At 72.8% G+C, this 21916-nt stretch carries 21 protein-coding genes and 1 pseudogene; 6 read left to right on the top strand and 16 right to left on the bottom strand.

Going from position 1 to position 21916, the window contains the following annotated elements:
* Positions 1-7: 7 nt before the first annotated feature.
* A complete protein-coding gene (locus IE118_RS12125) occupies positions 8-871 on the bottom strand; it encodes a phosphotransferase (protein WP_189557803.1) in 864 nt (287 codons plus the stop codon).
* 163 nt (positions 872-1034) lie between these two features.
* On the opposite strand from IE118_RS12125, the gene IE118_RS12120 reads away from it, so the two are divergent.
* The 5 genes and pseudogenes from IE118_RS12120 (at position 1035) to mgt (ending at position 5516) form a co-directional block, all read left to right on the top strand.
* Positions 1035-1982: a carbohydrate ABC transporter permease gene (locus IE118_RS12120; RefSeq protein WP_189557802.1), complete on the top strand. Its 948-nt coding sequence runs from the start codon at positions 1035-1037 to the stop codon at positions 1980-1982.
* The gene (locus IE118_RS12115; protein ID WP_189557801.1) at positions 1979-2812 is read left to right on the top strand and encodes a carbohydrate ABC transporter permease; all 834 of its coding nucleotides are present in this window, start codon (positions 1979-1981) and stop codon (positions 2810-2812) included. Before IE118_RS12120 ends, IE118_RS12115 begins: the two co-directional genes overlap by 4 nt.
* The gene (locus IE118_RS12110; protein WP_189557800.1) at positions 2812-4089 is read left to right on the top strand and encodes an ABC transporter substrate-binding protein; all 1278 of its coding nucleotides are present in this window, start codon (positions 2812-2814) and stop codon (positions 4087-4089) included. The genes IE118_RS12115 and IE118_RS12110 overlap by 1 nt, the downstream gene beginning before the upstream one ends.
* A 10-nt stretch (positions 4090-4099) precedes the next feature.
* Positions 4100-4269: pseudogene (locus IE118_RS34730) on the top strand (ErmE/ErmH/ErmO/ErmR family 23S rRNA (adenine(2058)-N(6))-methyltransferase); the annotation flags it as partial.
* Entirely contained in the window at positions 4266-5516 is a 1251-nt protein-coding gene (mgt, locus tag IE118_RS12105) for a macrolide-inactivating glycosyltransferase (RefSeq protein ID WP_189557799.1), read from the top strand. The pseudogene IE118_RS34730 and the gene mgt, both read left to right, overlap by 4 nt.
* Positions 5517-5775: 259 nt before the next feature.
* On the opposite strand, the gene IE118_RS12100 is transcribed toward mgt, so the two are convergent.
* The gene (locus tag IE118_RS12100) at positions 5776-8031 is read right to left on the bottom strand and encodes an MMPL family transporter (protein WP_189557798.1); all 2256 of its coding nucleotides are present in this window, start codon (positions 8029-8031) and stop codon (positions 5776-5778) included.
* 234 nt (positions 8032-8265) lie between these two features.
* On the opposite strand from IE118_RS12100, the gene IE118_RS12095 reads away from it, so the two are divergent.
* Positions 8266-8814: a DUF1697 domain-containing protein gene (locus IE118_RS12095; protein ID WP_189557797.1), complete on the top strand. Its 549-nt coding sequence runs from the start codon at positions 8266-8268 to the stop codon at positions 8812-8814.
* A gap of 51 nt (positions 8815-8865) precedes the next feature.
* Here IE118_RS12095 and IE118_RS12090 read toward each other — a convergent pair whose 3' ends face one another.
* The 14 genes from IE118_RS12090 to IE118_RS12030 form a co-directional block, all read right to left on the bottom strand.
* Positions 8866-9603 carry a sirohydrochlorin chelatase gene (locus tag IE118_RS12090; protein WP_189557796.1) on the bottom strand — a complete coding sequence of 246 codons (738 nt, stop codon included), beginning with the start codon at positions 9601-9603 and terminating at the stop codon, positions 8866-8868.
* 8 nt (positions 9604-9611) lie between these two features.
* Positions 9612-10508, bottom strand: a complete 897-nt coding sequence (locus tag IE118_RS12085) for an ABC transporter permease (protein WP_189557795.1) — start codon at positions 10506-10508, stop codon at positions 9612-9614.
* The gene (locus IE118_RS12080) at positions 10495-11283 is read right to left on the bottom strand and encodes an ABC transporter ATP-binding protein (RefSeq protein WP_189557794.1); all 789 of its coding nucleotides are present in this window, start codon (positions 11281-11283) and stop codon (positions 10495-10497) included. Before IE118_RS12080 ends, IE118_RS12085 begins: the two co-directional genes overlap by 14 nt.
* 36 nt (positions 11284-11319) lie before the next feature.
* Entirely contained in the window at positions 11320-12423 is a 1104-nt protein-coding gene (locus IE118_RS12075) for an aliphatic sulfonate ABC transporter substrate-binding protein (protein ID WP_189557793.1), read from the bottom strand.
* A gap of 223 nt (positions 12424-12646) precedes the next feature.
* A complete protein-coding gene (locus tag IE118_RS12065; RefSeq protein WP_189557791.1) occupies positions 12647-13981 on the bottom strand; it encodes a sulfate adenylyltransferase subunit 1 in 1335 nt (444 codons plus the stop codon).
* A 2-nt stretch (positions 13982-13983) separates the two neighbouring features.
* Positions 13984-14919, bottom strand: coding sequence for a sulfate adenylyltransferase subunit CysD (cysD, locus tag IE118_RS12060; protein ID WP_189557790.1), 936 nt, complete (start codon positions 14917-14919; stop codon positions 13984-13986).
* Positions 14916-15485 (bottom strand): adenylyl-sulfate kinase, encoded by a 570-nt coding sequence (cysC, locus tag IE118_RS12055; RefSeq protein ID WP_189557789.1) that lies wholly within the window; start codon positions 15483-15485, stop codon positions 14916-14918. The genes cysD and cysC overlap by 4 nt, the downstream gene beginning before the upstream one ends.
* A gap of 2 nt (positions 15486-15487) precedes the next feature.
* On the bottom strand, positions 15488-16198 hold the full coding sequence (locus tag IE118_RS12050; protein ID WP_189557788.1) for a phosphoadenylyl-sulfate reductase: 711 nt from the start codon (positions 16196-16198) through the stop codon (positions 15488-15490).
* Positions 16195-16374 carry a hypothetical protein gene (locus IE118_RS34035; RefSeq protein ID WP_229846780.1) on the bottom strand — a complete coding sequence of 60 codons (180 nt, stop codon included), beginning with the start codon at positions 16372-16374 and terminating at the stop codon, positions 16195-16197. Before IE118_RS34035 ends, IE118_RS12050 begins: the two co-directional genes overlap by 4 nt.
* A complete protein-coding gene (locus IE118_RS12045; protein ID WP_189557787.1) occupies positions 16371-18068 on the bottom strand; it encodes a nitrite/sulfite reductase in 1698 nt (565 codons plus the stop codon). Before IE118_RS12045 ends, IE118_RS34035 begins: the two co-directional genes overlap by 4 nt.
* A 179-nt stretch (positions 18069-18247) precedes the next feature.
* Positions 18248-18331, bottom strand: coding sequence for a putative leader peptide (locus IE118_RS34725; RefSeq protein ID WP_351804716.1), 84 nt, complete (start codon positions 18329-18331; stop codon positions 18248-18250).
* A 128-nt stretch (positions 18332-18459) separates the two neighbouring features.
* Positions 18460-19032: a GNAT family N-acetyltransferase gene (locus IE118_RS12040; RefSeq protein ID WP_189557786.1), complete on the bottom strand. Its 573-nt coding sequence runs from the start codon at positions 19030-19032 to the stop codon at positions 18460-18462.
* 121 nt (positions 19033-19153) lie between these two features.
* Positions 19154-20428, bottom strand: a complete 1275-nt coding sequence (locus IE118_RS12035) for a hypothetical protein (protein WP_189557785.1) — start codon at positions 20426-20428, stop codon at positions 19154-19156.
* A gap of 173 nt (positions 20429-20601) precedes the next feature.
* A complete protein-coding gene (locus IE118_RS12030) occupies positions 20602-21897 on the bottom strand; it encodes a GAF domain-containing protein (RefSeq protein WP_189558154.1) in 1296 nt (431 codons plus the stop codon).
* Positions 21898-21916: the final 19 nt, after the last annotated feature.

Below are 21916 nucleotides of genomic sequence, written 5' to 3'. Positions count from 1 at the left end.
CACGGCCTCAGAAGGGGTACCAGCGGACCGTCTCGTCGCCGTCCCGCAGCGACGCCACCCGGCGTTCGAACTCCGCCAGGGCCCTGGGGTTGCCCGGCGCGTGCTGGGCGACCCAGGCGCAGCTGGCGGTCTCCCGCGCGCCCCGCAGCACCGAACACCCCTCCCAGGCGCGCACGTCCCAGCCGTAGGTCCCGGTGAAGGAGGCGTACGCCTCGTCCGGCAACCCGTAGCGGTCGTGGGAGAGCGCCATCACCACCAGGTCGTGCTCGCGCAGGTCCGCCGAGAAGGTCTCCAGGTCGATCAGCACCGGTCCGTCCGGCCCGACGTGCACGTTGCGGGGCAGCGCGTCACCGTGGACGGGCCCCGGCGGCAGCTCCGGCGTCAGCGCCGCCGCGGCCGCGGCGAAGCCGTCGCGCCGCTCGCGCAGATAGGCCGCGTCCGCCGGATCGACCGTGTCGCCCGCCAGGCGCAGCCAGCGTTCCACGCCGCCCAGCAGGTCGCGGGGCGGCAGGGCGAAGGGCGGAGCGGGCAGCGCGTGGACCTGCCGCAGCAGTCCGGCCAGATCCGCCGGCTCCGTCGGCCGCACCGCCTCCGGCAGCCGGTGCCACACGGTCACCGGGTGCCCCTCCACCAGCAGCGCCTCGGGCTCGGCCGCCCGCACCGCGGGCACGCCCTCCGCCGCCAGCCACCGCGCGACGTCCAGTTCCCGCCGGGCCCGCTCCAGCAGCTCGGGATCGCGGCCGACCTTGACGGCCAGCCCACCGGCGGCGAACACCGCGTTCTCGCCGAGGGCGAGGAGCCGCGCGTCCCGTGCCCCGCCGGGCAGCACCCCGGCCGCCGCGAGCACCTCCCGCGCCCGTGCCTCGTCCATTCGTCCCCTCCATGTCCGTCCGCGTCCGACCGCCGGGTTCCGGCCATCCGCCGGTCAGTCTCGCATTGCCACAGGTGGGGCGGTGTGCGCGGTGCCTTGACGAGGCAGACCGCCTTCACGACCATGACCGGGCCCACCCGCGCCGCGCAAAGGGGCTGATCGCTTGACACCGGTGACCGAGGCGAGGAGACCCGGGCCCCGCGCGCCCCGCGCGCCCGGCCCGAAGCGCGCACGGGGCCGCGCCGTCGACCACGGTCCGTGGTTCCTGGTGCTGCCCGCGCTGATCCCGATCCTCGTCCTCAGCGTCGGCCCGCTGCTCCACGGCATCCTGCTGGCCTTCACCGACGCCCAGTCCGGCCGCACCGAGCCCACCCGGTGGATCGGCACGCTCAACTTCCGGGACCTCCTGCAGGACACCCTGTTCTGGGAGTCGTTCCGCATCGGCCTGGTCTGGGCGGTCGGGGTGACGGTGCCGCAGTTCCTGCTGGCCCTCGGCCTGGCCCTGCTGCTCGACCGGGATCTGAGGCTGCGCCCGCTCGCCCGCGCCCTCGCGATCGTCCCGTGGGCGATGCCCGAGGTGGTCGTCGGCATCATGTGGCGGATCGTCTACAACCCGGACGCCGGCCTCCTCAACGAGACGCTGCGCGACCTCGGCCTGGGCGACGGCCGGGACTGGCTCAGCGGGCTCGCCACCGCCCTGCCCGCGGTGATCGTCGTCGGCGTGTGGGCCGGCATGCCCCAGACCACGGTGGCGCTCCTCGCCGGGCTGCAGAACACCCCGCGCGAGCTGCACGAGGCGGCGGCCGTGGACGGCGCCGGCGCCTGGCGCCGCTTCCGCACGGTCACCTGGCCCGCCCTCCGCCCCGTCGCCCTCGCCATCACCGCGCTCAACCTGATCTGGAACTTCAACTCCTTCGCCCTGGTCTACGTGCTGACCAACGGCGGACCCGGCGGGCGGACCCGGCTGCCCATGCTGTTCGCCTACGAGGAGGCCTTCCGCTACGGCCAGTTCGGCTACGCCGCGGCGATGGGCTGTGTCATGGTCGCCGCGATCTCGGTCGCGCTGGCCGTCTTCCTCGCCGGCCGGCTCCGGGCGGGTGACACGGCATGAGGACCTCCGCCGCCGCCCGCGCCGGACAGTACGCCGCGCTGCTCGCGTACCTGGTGTTCCTGGCCTTCCCGTTCCTCTGGCTGGTCTCCACCGCCTTCAAGCCCCCGGCCGAGCTGGCCGCCCTGCACCCGACCTGGATCCCCCGGGACCCCACCCTCGCCAACTTCCGGCAGGCCTTCGGCGAACAGCCGCTGCTGCGGGCCGCGCTCAACTCCCTGCTCGCCGCGCTCGCGGCGGCGGTCGTCGCCGTCGTCGTCGCCACCCCGACCGCCTACGTGACGGCCCGGCACCGCACCGCGCTCGCCAAGGCCGCCGCCGGCTGGGTGGTGGTCAGCCAGGCGTTCCCGTTCGTCCTGCTGATCGTCCCGCTGTTCCTGGTGCTGAAGAACCTGCGCCTGATCGACTCGCTCCCCGGACTGGTGCTGGTGTACGTCGTCTGGACGCTGCCCTTCGCCCTGTGGATGCTCACCGGGTACGTCCGCGCCGTACCGGCCGAACTGGAGGAGGCGGCGGCCGTCGACGGGGCCGGGCGGCTGCGGATCCTGCTGTCGGTGACCGGACCGCTCCTCGCGCCGGGGATCGTGGCGACCGCGCTGTTCGCGTTCGTCACCGCGTGGAACGAGTTCTTCTTCGCCCTCGTCCTGCTCAAGTCGCCGGAGAAGCAGACCCTTCCGGTGATCCTCACGCACTTCATCGGGGCCGAGGGCGTCGCCGACCTCGGTCCGCTGGCGGCCGCCGCGTTCCTCGCGACGCTGCCCTCCCTGGTCGTCTTCGCGATCATCCAGCGGCGGATCACGGGCGGCATGCTCGCCGGGGCGGTGAAGAGCTGATGCGGACGAGGATCCTGGCGGCGGCCCTCGCCGTCGTCCTGCTCCTGGCGGGCTGTTCCTCCGGCGGCGGCGACGACGGCCGGATCGTCCTGCGCTTCCAGTCCCTGGCCTGGCAGGACGAGTCGGTGGCGGCAACCAGGGAACTGGTCGAGGAGTGGAACGCCCGCCACCCGGACGTCCGCGTGGAGTACGTCCAGGGCAGCTGGGACAGCGTCCACGACCAGCTGCTCACCTCCTTCGAGGGCGGCGAGGCCCCCGACATCGTCCACGACGCCGCCGACGACCTCGCCGACTTCGCCTACGGCGGCCACCTGGCCGACCTGACCCACCTGCTCCCCGAGCGGCTGAGGTCCGACATCCCGCCCGGCAGCTGGGAGACCGTCACCTTCGGCGACGGGCTCTACGGCGTCCCGTTCCTCCAGGAGCCGCGCGTGCTCGTCGCGGACGCGAACCGGCTGAAGGAGTCGGGAGTCCGCGTACCGACCCCGGAACACCCGTGGACCTGGGAGGAGTTCCGGCAGGTGACGAAGCGGCTCAGCGGCGGGGGAAGGTACGGGGTGGCCTGGCCGCTCAGGGACCCCGTGTCCGCCACGCTCAACCTGTCCCTCTCCGCCGGCGGGCAGCTCTTCCACCGGGGCCCCGACGGCAAGGTGACCGTGCGCTTCGAGGAGGGTGACGAGGTCGTCCCGCGCACCGTCCACGAGCAGGTGAACACCGACCGCAGCGCCTCGCCCACCACGCTCGGCAGCGGCGGCTCCGACACCCTTCCCGGCCTGTTCGCCGGGAAGTACGCGATGGTGCCGCTCGGTTTCTCCTACCGGCAGCAGATCGCCCAGCAGGCCCCCGAGGGCTTCGACTGGCAGGTGCTGCCCGCCCCGGCCGGAGCGGACGGACTCACCCAGGGTGTCAGCCCGCAGACGCTCTCCGTCGCCGAGGACTGCCCGCACAAGAAGGAGGCCGTCGCCTTCCTCGACTTCCTGCTCCAGCCGGAGAACACGGTCCGCCTCGCCCTCGGCGACTGGATGCTGCCCACCGGCCGCCGGGCCCTCGCCGACCCGGCCCTGCACACCGCCGAACACGGGTGGGCCACCGGCACCGCGCTCGCCGGCCACCTGCGTCCCGCACCCGCGCAGACCGTGCGCGGCTACCCCGAGTGGAAGGACAAGGTGGCCACCCCGGCCCTCCAGGAGTACTACAGCGGCGCGATCGGCCTGGCCGAGCTGCGCGAGCGGCTGGAGAAGGACGGCAACCTGGTCCTCGCCCGCTACCAGCGCTGAGCGCGCCCGAGTGGACCCGGGCTTCTCCGGGGTCGGCGGCTCGCTGCACGCCTCGCCGCGCCGGACGCATCCCCGGCGGCGGGTGGACGCCGCGTTCCGGGCGGCGCGCCCGGATCCCGGGGTGCCGGTGGGTCAGGTGGCGAGCGGTGGCTGCGGCTGCACGCGGTGCCGGCCCTGTGACCGCAAACGAGTTGCACGAGACGTCTCGTCTCGTCTATGGTCGCGGTATGACCGCTCCCGCGCACATCGCCATGTTCTCCATCGCCGCCCACGGGCACGTGAACCCGAGCCTCGAGGTGATCCGCGAGCTCGTGGCGCGCGGTCACCGGGTGACCTACGCCGTCCCGCCCCTCTTCGCCGCCAAGGTCGCCGAGACGGGCGCCGAACCGAAACCGTGGAACTCCACGCTGCCGGGCCCCGACGACGACCCCGAGGCCTGGGGCACCACCCTGCTGGACAACGTGGAGCCGTTCCTCGCCGACGCCGTCCAGGCGCTCCCGCAGCTCATCGAGGCGTACGAGGGCGACACCCCCGACCTCGTCCTGCACGACATCACCTCCTACCCGGCGCGCGTGCTGGCCCACCGCTGGGGCGTGCCCGCCGTCTCCCTCTCGCCCAACCTCGTCGCCTGGGACGGGTACGAGAAGGAGGTCGCCGAGCCGATGTGGGAGGAACCGAGGAGGACCGAGCGGGGGCGGGCCTACTACGCACGCTTCCACGCCTGGCTGGAGGAGAACGGGATCACGCGGCACCCCGACGACTTCACCGGCCGTCCCGCCCGCTCGATCGTGCTGATCCCCAAGGCGCTCCAGCCGAACGCCGACCGGGTGGACGAGAGCGTGCACTCCTTCGTGGGCGCCTGCCAGGGCGACCGCGCCGCGGAGGGCGGCTGGCAGCGGCCGGCCGGCGCGGAGAAGGTCGTGCTGGTGTCGCTGGGATCGTCCTTCACCAAGCAGCCGGCCTTCTACCGGGAGTGCGTGCGGGCGTTCGCCGGTCTCCCCCGCTGGCACCTGGTGCTCCAGGTCGGCAGGCACGTCGACCCCGCCGAACTGGGGGACGTACCGGACAACGTCGAGGTGCGCTCCTGGGTGCCGCAGCTCGCGGTCCTCCGGCAGGCCGATCTGTTCGTCACCCACGCGGGCGCCGGCGGCAGCCAGGAGGGGCTCGCGACGGCCACGCCGATGATCGCCGTGCCGCAGGCGGTGGACCAGTTCGGCAACGCGGACATGCTGCAGGGGCTGGGCGTGGCCCGGCACGTCCCGGCCGGGGAGGCGACCGCGGAGGTGCTGAGGACGGCCGCCCTCGCCCTGGTCGACGACCCGGAGGTGGCCCGGCGGCTGAAGGACGTCGCCGCGGACATGGCGCGGGAGGGCGGCACGCGCCGCGCGGCCGACCTGATCGAGGCGGAACTGCCCGGGCGGCGCTGACCCCGCCGCGGACGGTCGCGCCCGCGCGCGCCCGGAGCGTCCGCTGGTGCCCCCGGGGCCCGGCGGGTGCTCGGGCCCGTGCGTACGCCGGTGCCCGGAGCGTCCGGCGGCGCCCCGGGCACCCGCTGGGTCCCCCCAGGGCGCGGCGGGTGCCTCGGCCCGTGCGCACGCCGGTGTCCGAGGGCCCGGCCGGCGCCCGGCCGGCGCGCACGCGGAAGGGCCCGGCGGAGTACCGCCGGGCCCCCGGTGCCTCACCGGATCACACCGGTACGGGCTCACCCTTGTCGTCGCGGGCCTCCGGCGCCGCTGCCGCCACCGCGTCCGGCGACTCGTCGTGGGTCAGGTCGGGCATCCGGTGCAGCCACTTCGGCAGGTACCAGTTGCGCTCGCCCAGCAGCGCCATCACCGCGGGGAGCAGCACGCCCCGGATGATCGTCGCGTCGATCAGCACCGCCGCCGCCAGGCCGACGCCCATCTGCTTCATGGACTGCATGGACAGCGTCCCGAAGATGCCGAACACGGCGACCATGATGACCGCGGCGCTGGTGACCACACCCGCCGTGGTGACGACGCCGTGCTGGATCGCGTCCCGCGTGGTGCGGCCCCGCATCCGTGCCTCGCGGATCCGGGACACCACGAACACGTGGTAGTCCATCGACAGCCCGAAGAGGATCACGAACAGGAACAGCGGCAGCCAGGTGATGATCGCGCCGACGCCCTCCGCGCCCACCAGGGAGGCGCCCCAGCCGTGCTGGAAGACCGCCACGAGGATGCCGTAAGCGGCGCCCACCGACAGCAGGTTGAGCACGATCGAGGTGATCGCGACCGTCAGCGAGCGGAACGACAGCAGCATCAGCAGGAAGGCGAAGACGATCACGAAGACGAAGACCGGGACCACGGACCCGACCAGCTGGTCGTTGAAGTCCTTGGAACCGGCGACCTGCCCGGTGATCGGCGCCTCGACACCGTCCACCCGGCCGAGCGTGGCCGGCCGCACCTCGTCGCGCAGCGTGTCCAGGCTCGCGCCCGCCTTGTCCTGGTCGGAGCCGCCCACCAGCGGGACGTGGACGAAGGCGATGTTCTGCTCGTCGTGCAGCTTGATCTCGACCGGGCCGCGGGAGGCGCCCGAAGCGACCGCCTGCTCACGGAAGTCGGCCAGCGCGGCCTTCACCTCGGGGGCGTTGATGTCGTCCGCCCTGACGACCACCTCGGCCGGCTCCGAGCCGCCCGGGAACGCCTCGTTGACCCGGTTGTACGTCTGCACGATCGGCAGCGAGTCACCGAACTCCTGGTCCAGGGTGAGGTTCTGCGTCTTCATGCCGATCGCCGGAGCGGCGACGGCGAGCAGCGCACCGGTCGCCACCAGGGCCGCCGTCAGCGGCCTGGCGAGCACCCGCTTGAGCACGGCGGTCCAGAACCGGCTGTCGTTGCCGCCGTTCGCGCGCCGCCTGCGCAGGAACGGCAGCCTGCCCTTCTCGACCCGCTCACCCAGCAGCGACAGCAGCGCCGGGAGCACCGTCACGGACCCGACCATGGCGACCGCCACGACCATCAGCGAGGCCAGACCCATCGCCTCGAACTCGGCCAGGCCGGTGAAGAGCATGCCCGCCATGGCCACGCACACGGTGACACCGGAGACGACGATCGCCCGGCCACTGGTCGCCGCGGCGATCCGCAGCGCCGTCTGCGCGTCCCGCCCGGCCGCCCGCTCCTCCCGCTCTCGGCGCAGGTAGAACAGGCAGTAGTCGACACCGACGGCCAGACCCACCAGCAGCATCACCGAGTTCGCGGTCTCGCTCATCGGCTGGAGGTGGCTGACCAGGCCCATCAGACCCATCGTCGCCATGATCGCGGTGATCGCCAGCGCGACCGGCAGCAGCGCCGCCACCAGCGCGCCGAACGCGATCAGCAGGATGCCGAGCGCCACCGGCACCGCCGAGTACTCGGCCTTCTTGAAGTCGTCGCCGAACGCGTCGTCGAACGTCTTCATCATGCTCGCGCCGCCGATCTCCTCGATCCGCAGCGAGCCGTGGTCCTTCTGCACCTCCGCCACGGCCTCCAGCACCGGCTCGACCCGCTCACCCGCGGTGTCGGAGTCGCCGCGCATGTCGAACTGGACCAGCGCGCTGCGCCCGTCCTCCGAGATGGTGTCGCTCTCGTACGGCGAGGTGACCGCGGTGACCTCGCCCGTCTTCCCGACGGCCGTGACCACCGCGGTGACCGCCGACCGGAACTCCTCGTCCGTGGCCGTGAGGCCGTCGCCCTTCGCCTGGACGAGCACGGTCTCACTGGCCGGCTCCTCGATGCCGGCGTCCTCGACGATGCGGGCGGCGGTGCTGGTCTCCCCCTTGAGCTGATCGCTGTCGCCGACGTCGACGCGGCCCGCGGCCGAGCCGAGCCCCATCGCCAGCACGACGAACAGCACCCAGATGCCGACGGCCGCCCAGCGGTGCCGGGCGCTCCAGCCGCCGGCCCGGGCGGCGAGGCCCCGTACCCGCGAATCTCCGTTCCCCATGACGGGCTCGCTCCCTCGTGTTCGGCAGCGGCCCCCTGCCGCCACCTGACCCTTTCGAAGGTAGGGGCCGCGTAAGCGCGTCTCGTCGTGCTGTCCGGTGAGGCTCTGGGGAGCGGAGTCATCCCGTCGGCGTTCCCGTCCTCCCCACTGCGGAGGACAGCCGCCCCCTACACGTACCCGGACATGTGGGGGACGGAGATCAGGGTCGGGCCCCGGCCGTCCTATCGTGGGGGCATGGCGACGAGATACGCGGCGCTGCTGCGCGGCATCAACGTGGGCGGCAGCAGGAAAGTCCCGATGGCCGAACTGCGTACCCTCATGGCGGGCCTCGGCCACGACGGCGTGCGCACCCACCTCCAGAGCGGCCAGGCGGTCTTCGCCTCCGGCCACGGGGACGAGGAGTCACTGGCCGCCGAGCTCTCCACGGCGATCGAACGCCACTTCGGTTTCGCCGTGGACGTGATCGTCCGCGACCACGCCTATCTGAAGGCCGTCGTCGAGGCCTGCCCGTACCCGGCCGGCGAGCTGGAGCCGAAGCAGCTCCACGTCACCTACTTCTCCGCGCCCGTCACGCCCGACCGCTTCGCCGGGATCGACGCCGCCGCCCACCGGCCCGAGGAGTTCAGCCTCGGCGACCGCGCCCTCTACCTCTACGCCCCGGACGGCCTCGGCCGCTCCAGGCTCGCCGAGCAGCTCGCCAAGCCACGCCTCACCCGGGGCGTCGTCGCCACCACCCGCAACTGGAACACGGTGACGAAGCTGGTGGAACTCACCGGCGACTGACCGGCCGGGACACCGGCGCGGTGCGGCCCGGGCCCCGGCACGGCCCGCCGGTCAGGCGCCGACCGCCGTGAGCAGCGGCGCCCGCGCCGCGTCGTACCGCTCCAGCAGCACCCGCGCCACCTCGGGCGCGGGACCCAGTACGTCCGCGAGCACGTCCGCCCGGTCCGCGCCGCGGGCGATCCGGTCCGGGAGACGGCCGGGAGCCAGGACGTACGGGGCGACGGCGACGCGTGCGCAGCCCAGGGCGCGCAGCTCGCGGACCGCCTGCTCGGTGCGGGGAAGGGATGCGGAGGCGAACGCAGGCCGCACGGCGCACCAACCGGTGTGCCGCCACTCCCGCGCGATTTCTGCGATCACTGCGATCGCCTCCGGGTCGGAGGACCCCGCCGAGGCCAGCACGACCCCGGTCGAGGACTTGTCGGCGGGCGTCAGGCCCGCCTCGTACAGCCGGCGCTCCAGGGCCGCGAGCAGCAGCGGGGACGGGCCCAGCACGTCGGCCTGGCGGATCCGCAGCCGCGGCGGGGCCGCGGCCAGCACCGCCGGGATGTCCGACTTGGCGTGGAAGGCGCGGGTCAGCAGCAGCGGAAGGGCCACCACCTCACGGACCCCCTCGGCGTCCAGGGACTCCAGCACCCCCTGCACGGAGGGGACGTTGAAGTCCAGGAAACCGGTCTCCACGCGCAGTCCCGGCCGCAGCGACCTGACCCGCCGCACCAGGTCGTGCACGGTGGCGGCGTGCCGCGGATCGCGGCTGCCGTGGGCGACGACGAGCAGTACCGGACGGTGCACGGCGCGCCTCAGCCCTTCACCAGCAGACCGCGGCTGCGCAGCACCCACCGCTCCAGCGGACTGAAGATCAGCAGGTCGATGGCGATACCGACGGTCAGGATCAGCAGGATGGCCTCGAAGACCATGGCCATGTCGCTGGCGTTGCGGCCGTTCTCCAGCAACTGGCCCAGACCGACGCCGAGATCGGGGAAGGACGCGATGATCTCCGCGGCCATCAGCGAGCGCCAGGAAAACGCCCAGCCCTGCTTCAGACCGGCCACGTAGCCCGGCAGCGCGGCCGGCAGCACGATGTGCCAGGTGCCCTTCAGCCCGGTCGCGCCCAGCGTGCGGCCGGCCCGCAGGAACAGCGGAGGCACCTGGTCGACGCCGGAGACCAGGCCGTTGGCGATGGAGGGGACCGCGCCCAGCAGGATGACGGCGTACATCATCTGGTTGTTCAGCCCCAGCCAGATCACCGCCGGCGGCACCCACGCCACCGACGGCAGCGACTGCAGACCGGACAGGATCGGCCCGATCGCCGCGCGCACGAACCTCACCCGCGCCACCAGGAGTCCCAGCGGGGTGCCGATCAGCAGCGCGAAGAAGAAGCCGAGCAGACCGCGCGACACACTGGTCCAGATGTAGCCGAGCAGCTCGCCCTTGAGCCAGGCGTCCTGGAGGACCCCCCACACGGCGCCGGGTGAGGGCAGCTTGGTCGGATCGTCGACGATCCCGAAGGAGACCAGGGCCTGCCACACCGCCAGCACCAGGGCGATGGCGAGGACCGGCGGCAGGATCTTCTCCACGAAGGTCTGCCGGAACGGCTTGCGTCCGGTCTGCACCGTCTCCAGTGCGTCGAGGCCCGCCTCCAGACCGGCGAGGTCGCCCCCGTCCCGGTCCTGCGCGGTCGTCTCAGTGCTGGCCATGACGGCGGATCTCCCCACGGAGTTCTTCGGTGATCTCGACGGACAGTTCCGCCACGGCGGTGTCCTCGATACGGCGCGGATGCGGGATGTCCACGGTCCACTCACGGGCGATCCGGCCCGGACGGGAGGACAGCAGCACCACCCGCTGCGCGAGCCGGACCGCTTCGCGCACGTTGTGCGTGACGAACAGGACGGACAGCTGTGTCTCGCGCCAGATCCTGGTCAGCTCGTCGTGCAGCACGTCCCGCGTGATGGCGTCCAGCGCCGCGAACGGCTCGTCCATCAGCAGCAGTTTGCTCTCCTGGGCGATCGCCCGGGCCAGCGCCACCCGCTGCCGCATGCCGCCGGACAGCTCGTGCACCCGCTTGCCGTGCGCGCCCTTCAGGCGGACCAGCCCGAGCAGTTCCTCGGCCCGGCCGCGGCGCTCGTCCTTCGCGACGCCCCGCAGCTTCAGGGCGAGTTCGATGTTCTTGCCCGCGGTCAGCCACGGGAACAGCGCGTGTTCCTGGAACATCAGCGCCGGCCGGCCGTCCGTGCTGATCGCGCCGGACGTGGGGCGGTCCAGCCCCGCGACCAGGTTGAGCAGCGTGGACTTACCGCAGCCCGAGGCACCCAGGAGGGTGACGAACTCACCGGGCGCGACATCGAGGGTGATGTCGTCCAGCACGAGCTGTTGCCCGGCGGGGCCCGCGAACGACTTCGAGACATGCTCGATGCGGGCGGCGTGCGTGGCCGCCTCGGTGCCGTCGGCGGCCTTGGCGAGGGTCGTGGCCATGGTCGTCACCTCCTGGGAACTCTTCGGGATCCGGACTTACTCGGCGCCGAGTCCGGCGTCGTCGACGGCCGGCGCACCGGCGGCCTTCAGGACCGTGTTGAGCGGCGTCAGGTCGTAGATGCCGTTCAGGTCGGGCTTCTCCAGCAGGCCCGCCTTGACGGCGTGCTCCGCCTGCGCGTCGAGCGTCGCGGCCAGCGGGTCGTCGGTGAACGTGATCGACTTCCACGCCGGGTCGAGCACCTCGGCGGGCAGCGCCTTGCCCGAGTCGGCCTCCAGCTGCTCGTTGGCGACGGCCTTCGCCTCGTCCGGGTTGGCGTTGATCCACTTGTTGGTCTCGACGGACGCCTTCAGCACCGCCTCGACGGCCTTCGGGTGCTCCTTCAGGAACTCCTGGCGCACGATGATGTTCGTGATCACGAACTTCTCGTCCGGCCACAGGGACGCCTCGTCCAGCAGCACCTTGCCGCCCTCGGCGACCAGCTTGGAGGCGGTCGGCTCCGGTACCCACGCGCCGTCCAGCGACCCGGCCCTGAACGCGTCCGGGGTGACCTTGTTGTCGCTGCGGACGACGGTGACGTCACCCTTGCCGCTCTGCGCGTCGACCTTCCAGCCCTGCTCGGCCACCCAGTTGAGGAACGCGACGTCCTGGGTGTTGCCGAGCTGCGGGGTCGCGATCCGCTTGCCCCTGACGTCCTTCAGGGACTTCACCTTGTCCGGGTTCACCACGAGCTTGACCCCGCCGGACGCGGAACCGCCGATGATCCGCAGGTTCTTGCCGCCGGACTTGGTGTAGCCGTTGATGGCGGGGGAGGGGCCGATGAAGCCGATGTCGATGGAACCGGAGTTGAGCGCCTCGATCTCCGACGGCCCCGCGTTGAAGGTCGCGTAGGTGGCCTTGGTCGCGCCGAGTTCCTTCTGGAACAAGCCCTTCCTGTTCCCCACGAGGGCGGTGCCGTGGGTGAGGTTGCCGAAGTAGCCGATCCGGACGGAGTCGAGTCCGTCGATCTTCTTCGCCCCGGCGGCGACCTTCGCGGAGCTGTCGTCGTCGGCCTCGGACCCGTAGCCGCAGGCGGCCAGGGTGAGCAGCGGGAGCGCGGCTATCACCGCGAAGGTACGGCGCAGGGCGGATGTGGCAGGCACGGGAGGTGTTCCTCTCGGAGGCCCGGCGGTCACGGTCTCTCAGGCCGTGGCCGGGAAGTCGGCAGGTTTTCGTCTACGGCGGTGGGGGGTGAGGGCGCGCGAGCGGTGCGCGTACGTCAGCGCACACATCGGTCGACCCCGCCCTGCCCGCTGCCGAGAACACCGCTGCCGACGCGGCCGCCCTCCTTCGCGAACGTGGAGTAGACATCGGTGGAGTTCATGGTCAGAAGTTCCACCCGTCGTCCTCGGCCTCGTCCTTGACCGGCTCCGGCGCGGCGAACGACTCGCCGACCATGCCCGCGGTGAGCGTGGTGCCGTCGCTGGGGTCGATGAGGATGAACGAGCCGGTGCGCCGGGAGTCCGCGTAGGAGTCCGCGGGCAGCGGCTCGGCGGTACGGATCTTCACCCGGCCGATGTCGTTGGCGACGAGCCGGCCCGGGTGCGGGTGCAGGGACAGGTCGTCCAGCGTGAGACGGGCCGGGATGTCCTTCACGATCGCCTTGACCGTGCGCGTGCCGTGCTTGAGCAGGACCCGGTGGCCGACGGTCAGCGGCTGGTCGGCGACGTGGCAGACGGTGGCCTCGACGTCCTGCGAGGTGGCGGGCGCGTCCTTGCTGGGGACGATCAGGTCACCGCGGGAGATGTCGATGTCGTCGGCGAGCAGCAGCGTCACCGACTGCGGGGTCCAGGCGACGTCCACGGGTTCGCCCAGCAGGTCTATCCCGCTGACCGTCGTCGTCCGCCCGGACGGCAGCACGGTCACCGGGTCCCCCACCCGGAAGGTGCCGGCGGCGATCTGGCCGGCGTAACCGCGGTAGTCCGGGTGCTCGGCGCTCTGCGGCCGGATCACGTACTGCACGGGCAGCCGCGCGTGGCAGTGCGCCAGGTCGTGGCTGACCGGGACCGTCTCCAGGTGCTCCAGCACCGTCGGGCCGCCGTACCAGTCCATGTGCGCGGACGGCTCCACCACGTTGTCGCCGACGAGCGCCGAGATCGGGATCGCGGTGACCTCGGGGACGCCCAGCTCGGTCGCGTACGCCGTGAACTCCTCGGCGATGGCGGCGAACACGGACTCCCGGTAGTCGACCAGGTCCATCTTGTTGACGGCGAGCACCACGTGCGGGACGCGCAGCAGCGCGGCGATCGCGGCGTGCCGGCGGGTCTGTTCGACGACACCGTTGCGGGCGTCGACCAGGATCACCGTCAGCTCGGCGGTGGAGGCGCCGGTGACCATGTTCCGCGTGTACTGCACGTGGCCCGGGGTGTCGGCGAGGATGAACCGCCGCCGGGGCGTGGCGAAGTAGCGGTAGGCCACGTCGATGGTGATGCCCTGCTCCCGCTCGGCCCGCAGGCCGTCGGTGAGCAGCGCGAGGTCGGGCGCCTCCTGGCCCCGGCTCGCCGACGCCCGCTGCACGGCCTCCAGCTGGTCGGTGAGGACCGACTTGGAGTCGTGCAGCAGCCGGCCCACCAGGGTGGACTTGCCGTCGTCGACGGAACCGGCGGTGGCGAACCGCAGCAGCGTGGTGGCCGCGAGCTCCTCGGTGGTGATGGTGCTCATCTCTAGAAGTACCCCTCGCGCTTGCGGTCTTCCATCGCGGCCTCGGAGAGCTTGTCGTCGGCGCGGGTGGCACCGCGTTCGGTGAGCCGGGAGGCGGCGATCTCGGCGATCACCTTCTCGATGGTGTCGGCGTCGGAGTCCACCGCGCCGGTGCAGGACATGTCGCCCACGGTGCGGTAGCGCACGAGCCGCTTCTCGACCCGCTCGCCGTCCTTGGGGCCGCCCCACTCGCCGGCGGTCAGCCACATGCCGGCCCGGGCGAAGACCTCCCGCTCGTGCGCGTAGTAGATCTCGGGCAGTTCGATGCCCTCGCGGGCGATGTACTGCCACACGTCCAGCTCGGTCCAGTTGGACAGCGGGAACACGCGGACGTGCTCACCGGGGGCGTGCCGGCCGTTGTACAGGTTCCACAGCTCGGGGCGCTGGCGGCGCGGGTCCCACTGGGAGAACTCGTCACGCAGCGAGAACACCCGCTCCTTCGCGCGGGCCTTCTCCTCGTCGCGGCGCCCGCCGCCGAACACCGCGTCGAACCGCTCGCTCTGGATTTTGTCGGTGAGCGGCAGGGTCTGCAGCGGGTTGCGGGTGCCGTCCGGGCGCTCCTTGAGCACCCCCCGGTCGATGTAGTCCTGCACGGAGGCGACGTGCAGCCGCAGCCCGTGCCGGGCGACCGTGCGGTCCCGGTAGTCGAGCACCTCGGGGAAGTTGTGCCCGGTGTCCACGTGCAGCAGCGAGAACGGGACGGGCGCCGGGGTGAACGCCTTCAGCGCCAGGTGCAGCATCAGGATGGAGTCCTTGCCGCCGGAGAACAGGATCACCGGCTTCTCGAACTCGCCCGCCACCTCGCGGAAGATGTGCACCGCCTCGGACTCGAGGGCGTCCAGGTGCGAGAGGGCGTACGGGCTGTCCGTCCCCTCCCGGACAGTGGCGACGGCCGTCATGCCAGTCCCCTTTCGCTGAGCAGGGCGTCCACCGACGCCGCGGACTCCTGCACGGTCTGGTTCTGCGACTCGATCCGCAGATCGGGCGTCTCGGGCTCCTCGTACGGGTCGTCCACACCGGTGAGCCCGGTGAGTTCGCCCGCGGCCTGCTTGGCGTAGAGGCCCTTCACGTCGCGTACGGAGCACACCTCGACCGGGGTCGCCACGTGCACCTCGACGTACGGCGTGCCGTTCGCCCCGTGCCGCTTGCGGACCGCGTCCCGGCTGTCCGCGTACGGGGCGATCACCGGGACCAGCGCGGTGACGCCGTTGCGGGCGAGCAGTTCGGCGACGAAGCCGATGCGCTGCACGTTGGTGTGCCGGTCCTCGCGGCTGAAGCCGAGGCCCGCCGAGAGGAACTCGCGGATCTCGTCGCCGTCGAGCACCTCGACCCGCCGGCCCCGCTCGCGCAGCCGGGCGGCCAGCTCGTGGGCGATGGTGGTCTTGCCGGCGCTCGGCAGACCCGTGAGCCAGACGGTGGCTCCGGTCGTCACGTGATTCTCCTGGTTCGTCGAAGGCGCGGTCATGGTCAGCCGTGCAGCCCGCACTCGGTCTTGGCGCGGCCCGCCCAGCGGCCGGCGCGCGCGTCCTCGCCCTCCAGCACCCGGCGGGTGCAGGGGGCGCAGCCCACGGAGGCGTAACCGTCCGTCAGCAGCGGGTTGGTGAGGACGCCGTGCTCGGCGACGTAGGCGTCCACGTCGTCCTGGGTCCAGCGGGCGATGGGGGAGACCTTCACCTTCTGCCGCTTCTCGTCCCAGCCGACGACCGGGGTGTTCGCCCGGGTCGGGGACTCGTCGCGGCGCAGGCCGGTCGCCCAGGCCGCGTAGTCCTTCAGGCCTTCCTCCAGCGGCAGCACCTTGCGCAGCCTGCAGCACAGGTCGGGGTCACGGTCGTGCAGCCTCGGGCCGTACTCGGCGTCCTGCTCGGCGACCGTCTGCCGCGGGGTCAGTGTGATGAGGTTGACGTCCATCACCGCCTCGACCGCGTCCCGGGTGCCGATGGTCTCCGGGAAGTGGTAGCCGGTGTCGAGGAAGACCACGTCGACGCCGGGCATCACCCGGGAGGCGAGGTGGGCGACCACCGCGTCCTCCATCGAGGAGGTCACACAGAAGCGCCTGCCGAAGGTCTCGGCGGCCCACCGGAGGATGTCCGACGCCGAGGCGTCCTCCAGATCACGGCCCGCCTGCTCGGCCAGTGCCTTCAACTCCTCGGCGGTGCGCCTGTGCTGAGCAGTCGTCATGTCCGGTCCCCTCCCGTGTCGGATCGCTCAAGGCCCCGGGCGAGCAGCCCGAGGAACTTCAGCTGAAAGGCTCGGTTGCATCCGCCGCATTCCCAGGCCCCGTGCCCTTGCTCCCCCGGACGCAGGTCCTCCTCGCCGCAGTACGGGCAGTGGAACGGCGCCGCGCGCTCGCTCACGACAGGGCCTCTTCGGACGCGCGGCCGACCCAGGCCGCGAAGCGCTCGCCGTCCTCGCGCTCGTCCCGGAAACGCCCCAGCACCCGCTCGATGTAGTCGGGCAGTTCGTCCGCCGTGACCTTGAGACCGCGGACCTTGCGCCCGAACCCGGCCTCCAGGCCGAGCGCGCCGCCGAGGTGCACCTGGTACCCCTCGACCTGCTCGCCGCGCTCGTCGAGCATCAGCTGTCCCTTGAGACCGATGTCCGCCACCTGGATGCGGGCGCAGGCGTTCGGGCAGCCGTTGAGGTTGATGGTGATCGGCTCGTCGAAGTCCGGGAGGCGGCGCTCGAGTTCGTCGATCAGTGAGGCGCCGCGCGCCTTGGTCTCGACGATGGCGAGCTTGCAGAACTCGATGCCGGTGCAGGCCATGGTGCCGCGCCGGAAGGGCGAGGGCCGCGCGCTGAGGTCCAGCGCCTCCAGGGACTCCACGAGGGAGTCGACCCGGCCCTCCTCCACGTCGAGGATGATCATCTTCTGTTCGACGGTGGTCCGCACCCGGCCCGAGCCGTGGGCCTCGGCGAGGTCCGCGATCTTGGTGAGGGTGGTGCCGTCGACGCGGCCGACACGTGGCGCGAACCCGACGTAGTAGCGGCCGTCCTTCTGGCGGTGCACACCGATGTGGTCGCGCCACTGCTGCACCGGCTGCTCGGGCGCGGGCCCGTCGGTGAGCCTGCGCTTCAGGTACTCGTCCTCCAGCACCTGCCGGAACTTCTCCGCGCCCCAGTCGGCGACCAGGAACTTCAGCCGGGCGCGGGTGCGCAGCCGGCGGTATCCGTAGTCGCGGAAGATCGACAGGACGCCCTCGTAGACATCGGGCACGTCCTCGATCGGCACCCAGGTGCCCAGCCGCACACCGAGCTTGGGGTTGGTGGACAGGCCGCCGCCGACCCAGAGGTCGAAGCCCGGCCCGTGCTCGGGGTGACGGACGCCGACGAACGCCACGTCGTTGATCTCGTGCACCACGTCGAGGACGGGGGAGCCGGAGATGGCCGTCTTGAACTTGCGGGGCAGGTTCGAGTACGCCTTGTTGTTCAGGACGCGGCGCTTCATCTCCTCCAGCGCCGGGGTGCCGTCGATGATCTCGTCCTCGGCGATGCCGGCGACGGGGGAGGCGATCATCACGCGCGGGGTGTCGCCGCAGGCGGTGACCGTGGACAGGCCGACGCCCTCCAGGCGCTCCCAGATCGCGGGCACGTCCTCGATGCGGATCCAGTGGTACTGGACGTTCTGCCGGTCGGTGATGTCGGCGGTGCCGCGCGCGAACTCCTGCGAGACCTCGCCGATCACCCGGAGCTGCCGGGTCGTCAGCGCGCCGCCGTCGATGCGCACCCGCAGCATGAAGTAGCTGTCGTCCAGCTCCTCCGGCTCCAGGATCGCGGTCTTGCCGCCGTCGATCCCGGGCTTGCGCTGGGTGTAGAGACCCCACCAACGCATCCGGCCCCGCAGGTCGTTGGGGTCGATCGAGTCGAAGCCGCGCTTGGAGTAGATCGTCTCAATGCGTGTCCGCACATTGAGACCGTCGTCGTCCTTCTTGAACTGCTCATTGCCGTTGAGCGGGGTCAGGTGCCCCACGGCCCACTGGCCCTCGCCGCGGTGACGGCTCACCTTGCGGCGGGGGGTCGCGGCGGCGGGCTTCTGTGGGGTGGCGGCCATGGTTGATACGTCCTTCGGGACAGCGACGGGTGGTGTCGGCGCGCAGCGCCGTCGGTGAGGGGCGGTGGTCGGGCGGCGGAGGGACGCTCTGACCTGCGCACGAGGGCGCACGGATGCACGTGCGCGTCGTTGCGCGAGGGGTGCGGCGAGGAGGGGATGCCGGGCGGTGCCGGGTGCTCTCAGCGCGCCGGACAGATGGCGCTGGACATGCGGCCGAGGTCGACGTGCCGCCGACTCACCAAGGCGATTCCAGTTCCGAACATGACGGAAGCGTGGCACGGAGATCTGAACACAGTCCAGCTTCGTCCAAAGTGCGGACACCCTTGTCTCGCAGTGCGAGACAAGGGTGTCCTTGGTCACAGGCGGCCGCGAGCGGTCGCGCCGGCGCTGGTCAGGCCGGGTGGGCGCCGGGCCACGGACCGGGCGTGGCCACCTCCGGCTCGTTCTCGACCTTGGTGTCGAAGAGGGTGAAGCCCCGGCGCAGGTAGTTGTCCATGGCGTGTTCGCCGTCCTTGCTGCACGTGTGCAGCCACACCCGCCGCGTCGGCTTCAGCCCCGGGTGCCGCTCGGCCAGGTCCCAGGCGCGCGCCGTGCCGAGGGACAGCAGGTGTCCGCCGATGCGGCGCCCCCGGAAGGCGGGGATCAGGCCGAAGTAGACGATCTCGACGACGCCGTCCCGCTGCGCCTCCAGCTCGACGTACCCGGCGGGCGTGCCGCGGTCGTAGGCGACCCACGTCTCCACCCCGGGGCGGTCCAGGTGCTCGGTCCACTGCGCGTACGTCCAGCCCAGCCGGTCGGTCCAGCGGATGTCACCGCCGACGGAGGCGTACAGGAAGCGGCTGAACTCGGGCGAGGGCACCTCGGAGCGGACCACCCGCACGTCCCCCTCGGGCGCGGCGGCCGGACGGAGATCGGCGGGCGCGGTCTGCTCCAGGGACCAGGTGGTCACGGCGATGGTCGTCATGTCCGAAAGGGAACCATCCGGTGCGCAGGTCTGTCGAACGCCTGATCACCGCGCGGGCGGGGACGTGCCGGCGGACGGGGACGCGCCGGCGGACGGTCCGGCGGACGGGCCGCGGACGGCCCTAGTCGTCGAGGGACCGGTCCACCGAGGCCAGCGGCAGCGCGAACAGCATCCGCCCGGACTGCGACCACACGTCGCCGGTCTCCTGCCAGTAGGACAGGGACGTCGCCTCGCCGCTCCAGCAGCGGTGCGTCTCGTCCGCCCCGCAGCGGGTGGGGCTCGCCCCCTCCGTGTCCTGCCGCCACAGCGTGCCGCGCTCGTCCGGCGTCCCGGTCATCCGGCCCAGGTACCAGCCCGACCGGTGCGCCAGCACACTGCGCACATGGGTCAGTTCGGTCTCGTAGACCGCCACCGGGTCCGCGTCGAGCAGCCCGCTCCGCTCCGGCCGGGCGCTGAACGCGTACCGCCACAGCCGGGTCGGCCCGTCCTCGTCCGCGGGCGTCGCCTCGTGCGCGACCAGGCTGTCCGGCGCGGTGCTGCGGTCCAGGGCGATGCCGCCGGGCTGGGGCGCGCCGGCGCCGGCCGTCCGGTAGGAGGCGACCGCCGGGAGGACGTACCGCGCCCCGGCCGCCGACCAGCCGCCGGGCACCCGGCCGACGGACGTGCCCTCCACGGTCGCCCGCTGTACCCGGTCCAGGTCGTACACGTACAGCGCGCCGCCCTCGCCCCGGCCGGTCGTGACCAGCAGCTTGTCCTGGTACCAGACCATGCCCGACACGGTGGAGCCCAGCCCGCGGTAGTCGCGGCCGCCGTCCACCGGGACGGCGAGCAGCGCCCAGGTGTAGCGGAGTTCGCCGGCGTCACCGGCGTTGACGAAGGCGACCCGGGCGAGTCCCTGCTCCGCCGCCGTGCCCGCGGCCCTGGTCCACCCCGAGAGGATCACCCGGTTCTCGCCCCAGCGGCCGTCCTCGTCCGCGTCCCCCGAGGTGGTGACCGCGCCGGCCCGCCACCCGTCGGTCTCCTGGCCCGGCCAGCAGTACGCCCGCGTCGCGGCGGGCTCGACGGGCAGGGCACGCCGGTCGTCGTCCGGACAGTCCGCCGCGTCGCGCAGCGCGCCGTCGGGATCGGCGAGGACGTCACCCACCCCGACGGGCGGGCCCATGCCCGCGGTGAGACGGCCGAGCGTGTCGCCCGGAACGCTTTCCTCGGTCAGTCGCAGCGGCGCGGTCTCGGAGGCCGCGGTCAGCGGCTTCAGCGCCCCGGGGTCGTCGGCGTCGGTGGCCTGCGAAGCGCTGATCAGGGTGGCGGCCGCGGTCAGCGCGAGCGCCGTCCCGGCGAGCCCGGCCCGCAGCGCCCTGCCCCGTCTGCGCCGGCGGTGTCTGCCGCGATGTCCCATAACGTCCTCCCGGGGCGAGCCAACTGCGTCCGGTGATCCGCGGGTTGACCGAGGAGCAGATGGGGTGGCCCGTACCGGGATGCTACGGCAGCCGGCCGCCGCGCAGCACGAAGACCCCGCAATTGAGCCCGATCCGTGCCCGTTCCGGGCGGCGACGGGGGCGTTCCGGCTCGTCAGGGGTGTTCGCGCGGCCCCGCGGCACGTGTACGGGAGCCGTCGCGCGCCGGGGCCGCGGAGCGGGCGAGGAGGTCCGGGAGGTCGAGGGGGTCGTCCGGGAGGAGCACGTCGACCTCCGTGTTCTCCGCGAAGCGGTACGGGCGGTGGTCCAGCAGACCGCCCAGGTAGCGCCGGATGCGGGAGATCTCCGCCCGCACCGTCACCGTGCGGGCGGGATCGCCGAAGAGGTCCCCGGCCAGCGCCGCCGCACTGCGGCCGGCCCGGTGCACGGCCAGCAGGTACAGCAACCCGGCGTGCCGCGGGCTCAGTTCACGGACCCAGGAGCCCGCGCCGCCGGACACCTCCACCGACCGGTGGCGCGGCCGGCGCAGATCCAGCACGATCCGCGTCCCGGCACGGGTCAGCGGCTCGTCCGCGGCCCGCACCAGCCAGCCCCCGGCCAGCGGCTCCAGCGAGCACCGGCCCAGTGCCGGCAGCCACCGGGTGCCCGCCGACACCGACGTGGGCAGCGCCAGCCGCTCGGTGTGCGGCATGCCCGTCACCGCCGCCGTCCACCCGTGCCGGTCCACCACCAGCGCGCGCCCGGTGGTGCGCGCCAGCACCGGTGCCGCCACCGCGCGCAGCCGCTCCAGCGACCGCACGTGCCTCTCCCGCAGCCGCGCCTCGGCCAGCTTCGCCACCGAGTCGACCCACGCCAGCGTCGCCGGGTGCATCGTCTCCAGCGGCCCGCTGACGTCGACCACGCCGATCAGCCGCCCGTCCCGGGGGTCGGTGATCGGGGCCCCGGCACACGTCCAGGAGGAGTGCGACCGTACGAAGTGCTCCGCGGCGAACACCTGCACGGGACGCCCGGTCACCGCCGGGGTGCCCACCCCGTTGGTGCCGACGACGTCCTCGCGCCAGTCCGCGCCGATCTCGAAGCCCAGCCCGTCCGCCTTGCGCAGCACCGGCGGGCTGCCCTCCCGCCACAGCACCCGGCCCTCCTCGTCGGCCACCACCATGATGTGGTGCGCGACGTCCGCGACCGACAGCAGTCCCTCCCGCAGGACCGGCAGCACGTGCCGCAGCGTCGACGACGCCCGCCGCCGCTGCACCTCCTCGTGGGACAGCAGCCCGCTGCGGACGCCGTGGTCCGGGTCCACCCCGCTGCGCAGCACCCGCTCCCAGGACTGCCTGATCACCGGGCGGGGGGCCACCGGCGCGCGCCGGCCGGACAACGCGGCGGAACGCACCTCGTCGAGGACCCGTGCCGCGCGCGCCGAGTCGACGGCGGCCAACTGCGTCACGTCCATGGGCGAGAGCGCCACCGGA

Origin of the sequence: Streptomyces pilosus, from assembly GCF_014649835.1 — a bacterium.
Lineage (GTDB): Bacteria > Actinomycetota > Actinomycetes > Streptomycetales > Streptomycetaceae > Streptomyces > Streptomyces pilosus.
This window is presented reverse-complemented; position numbering and strand designations above follow the sequence as displayed.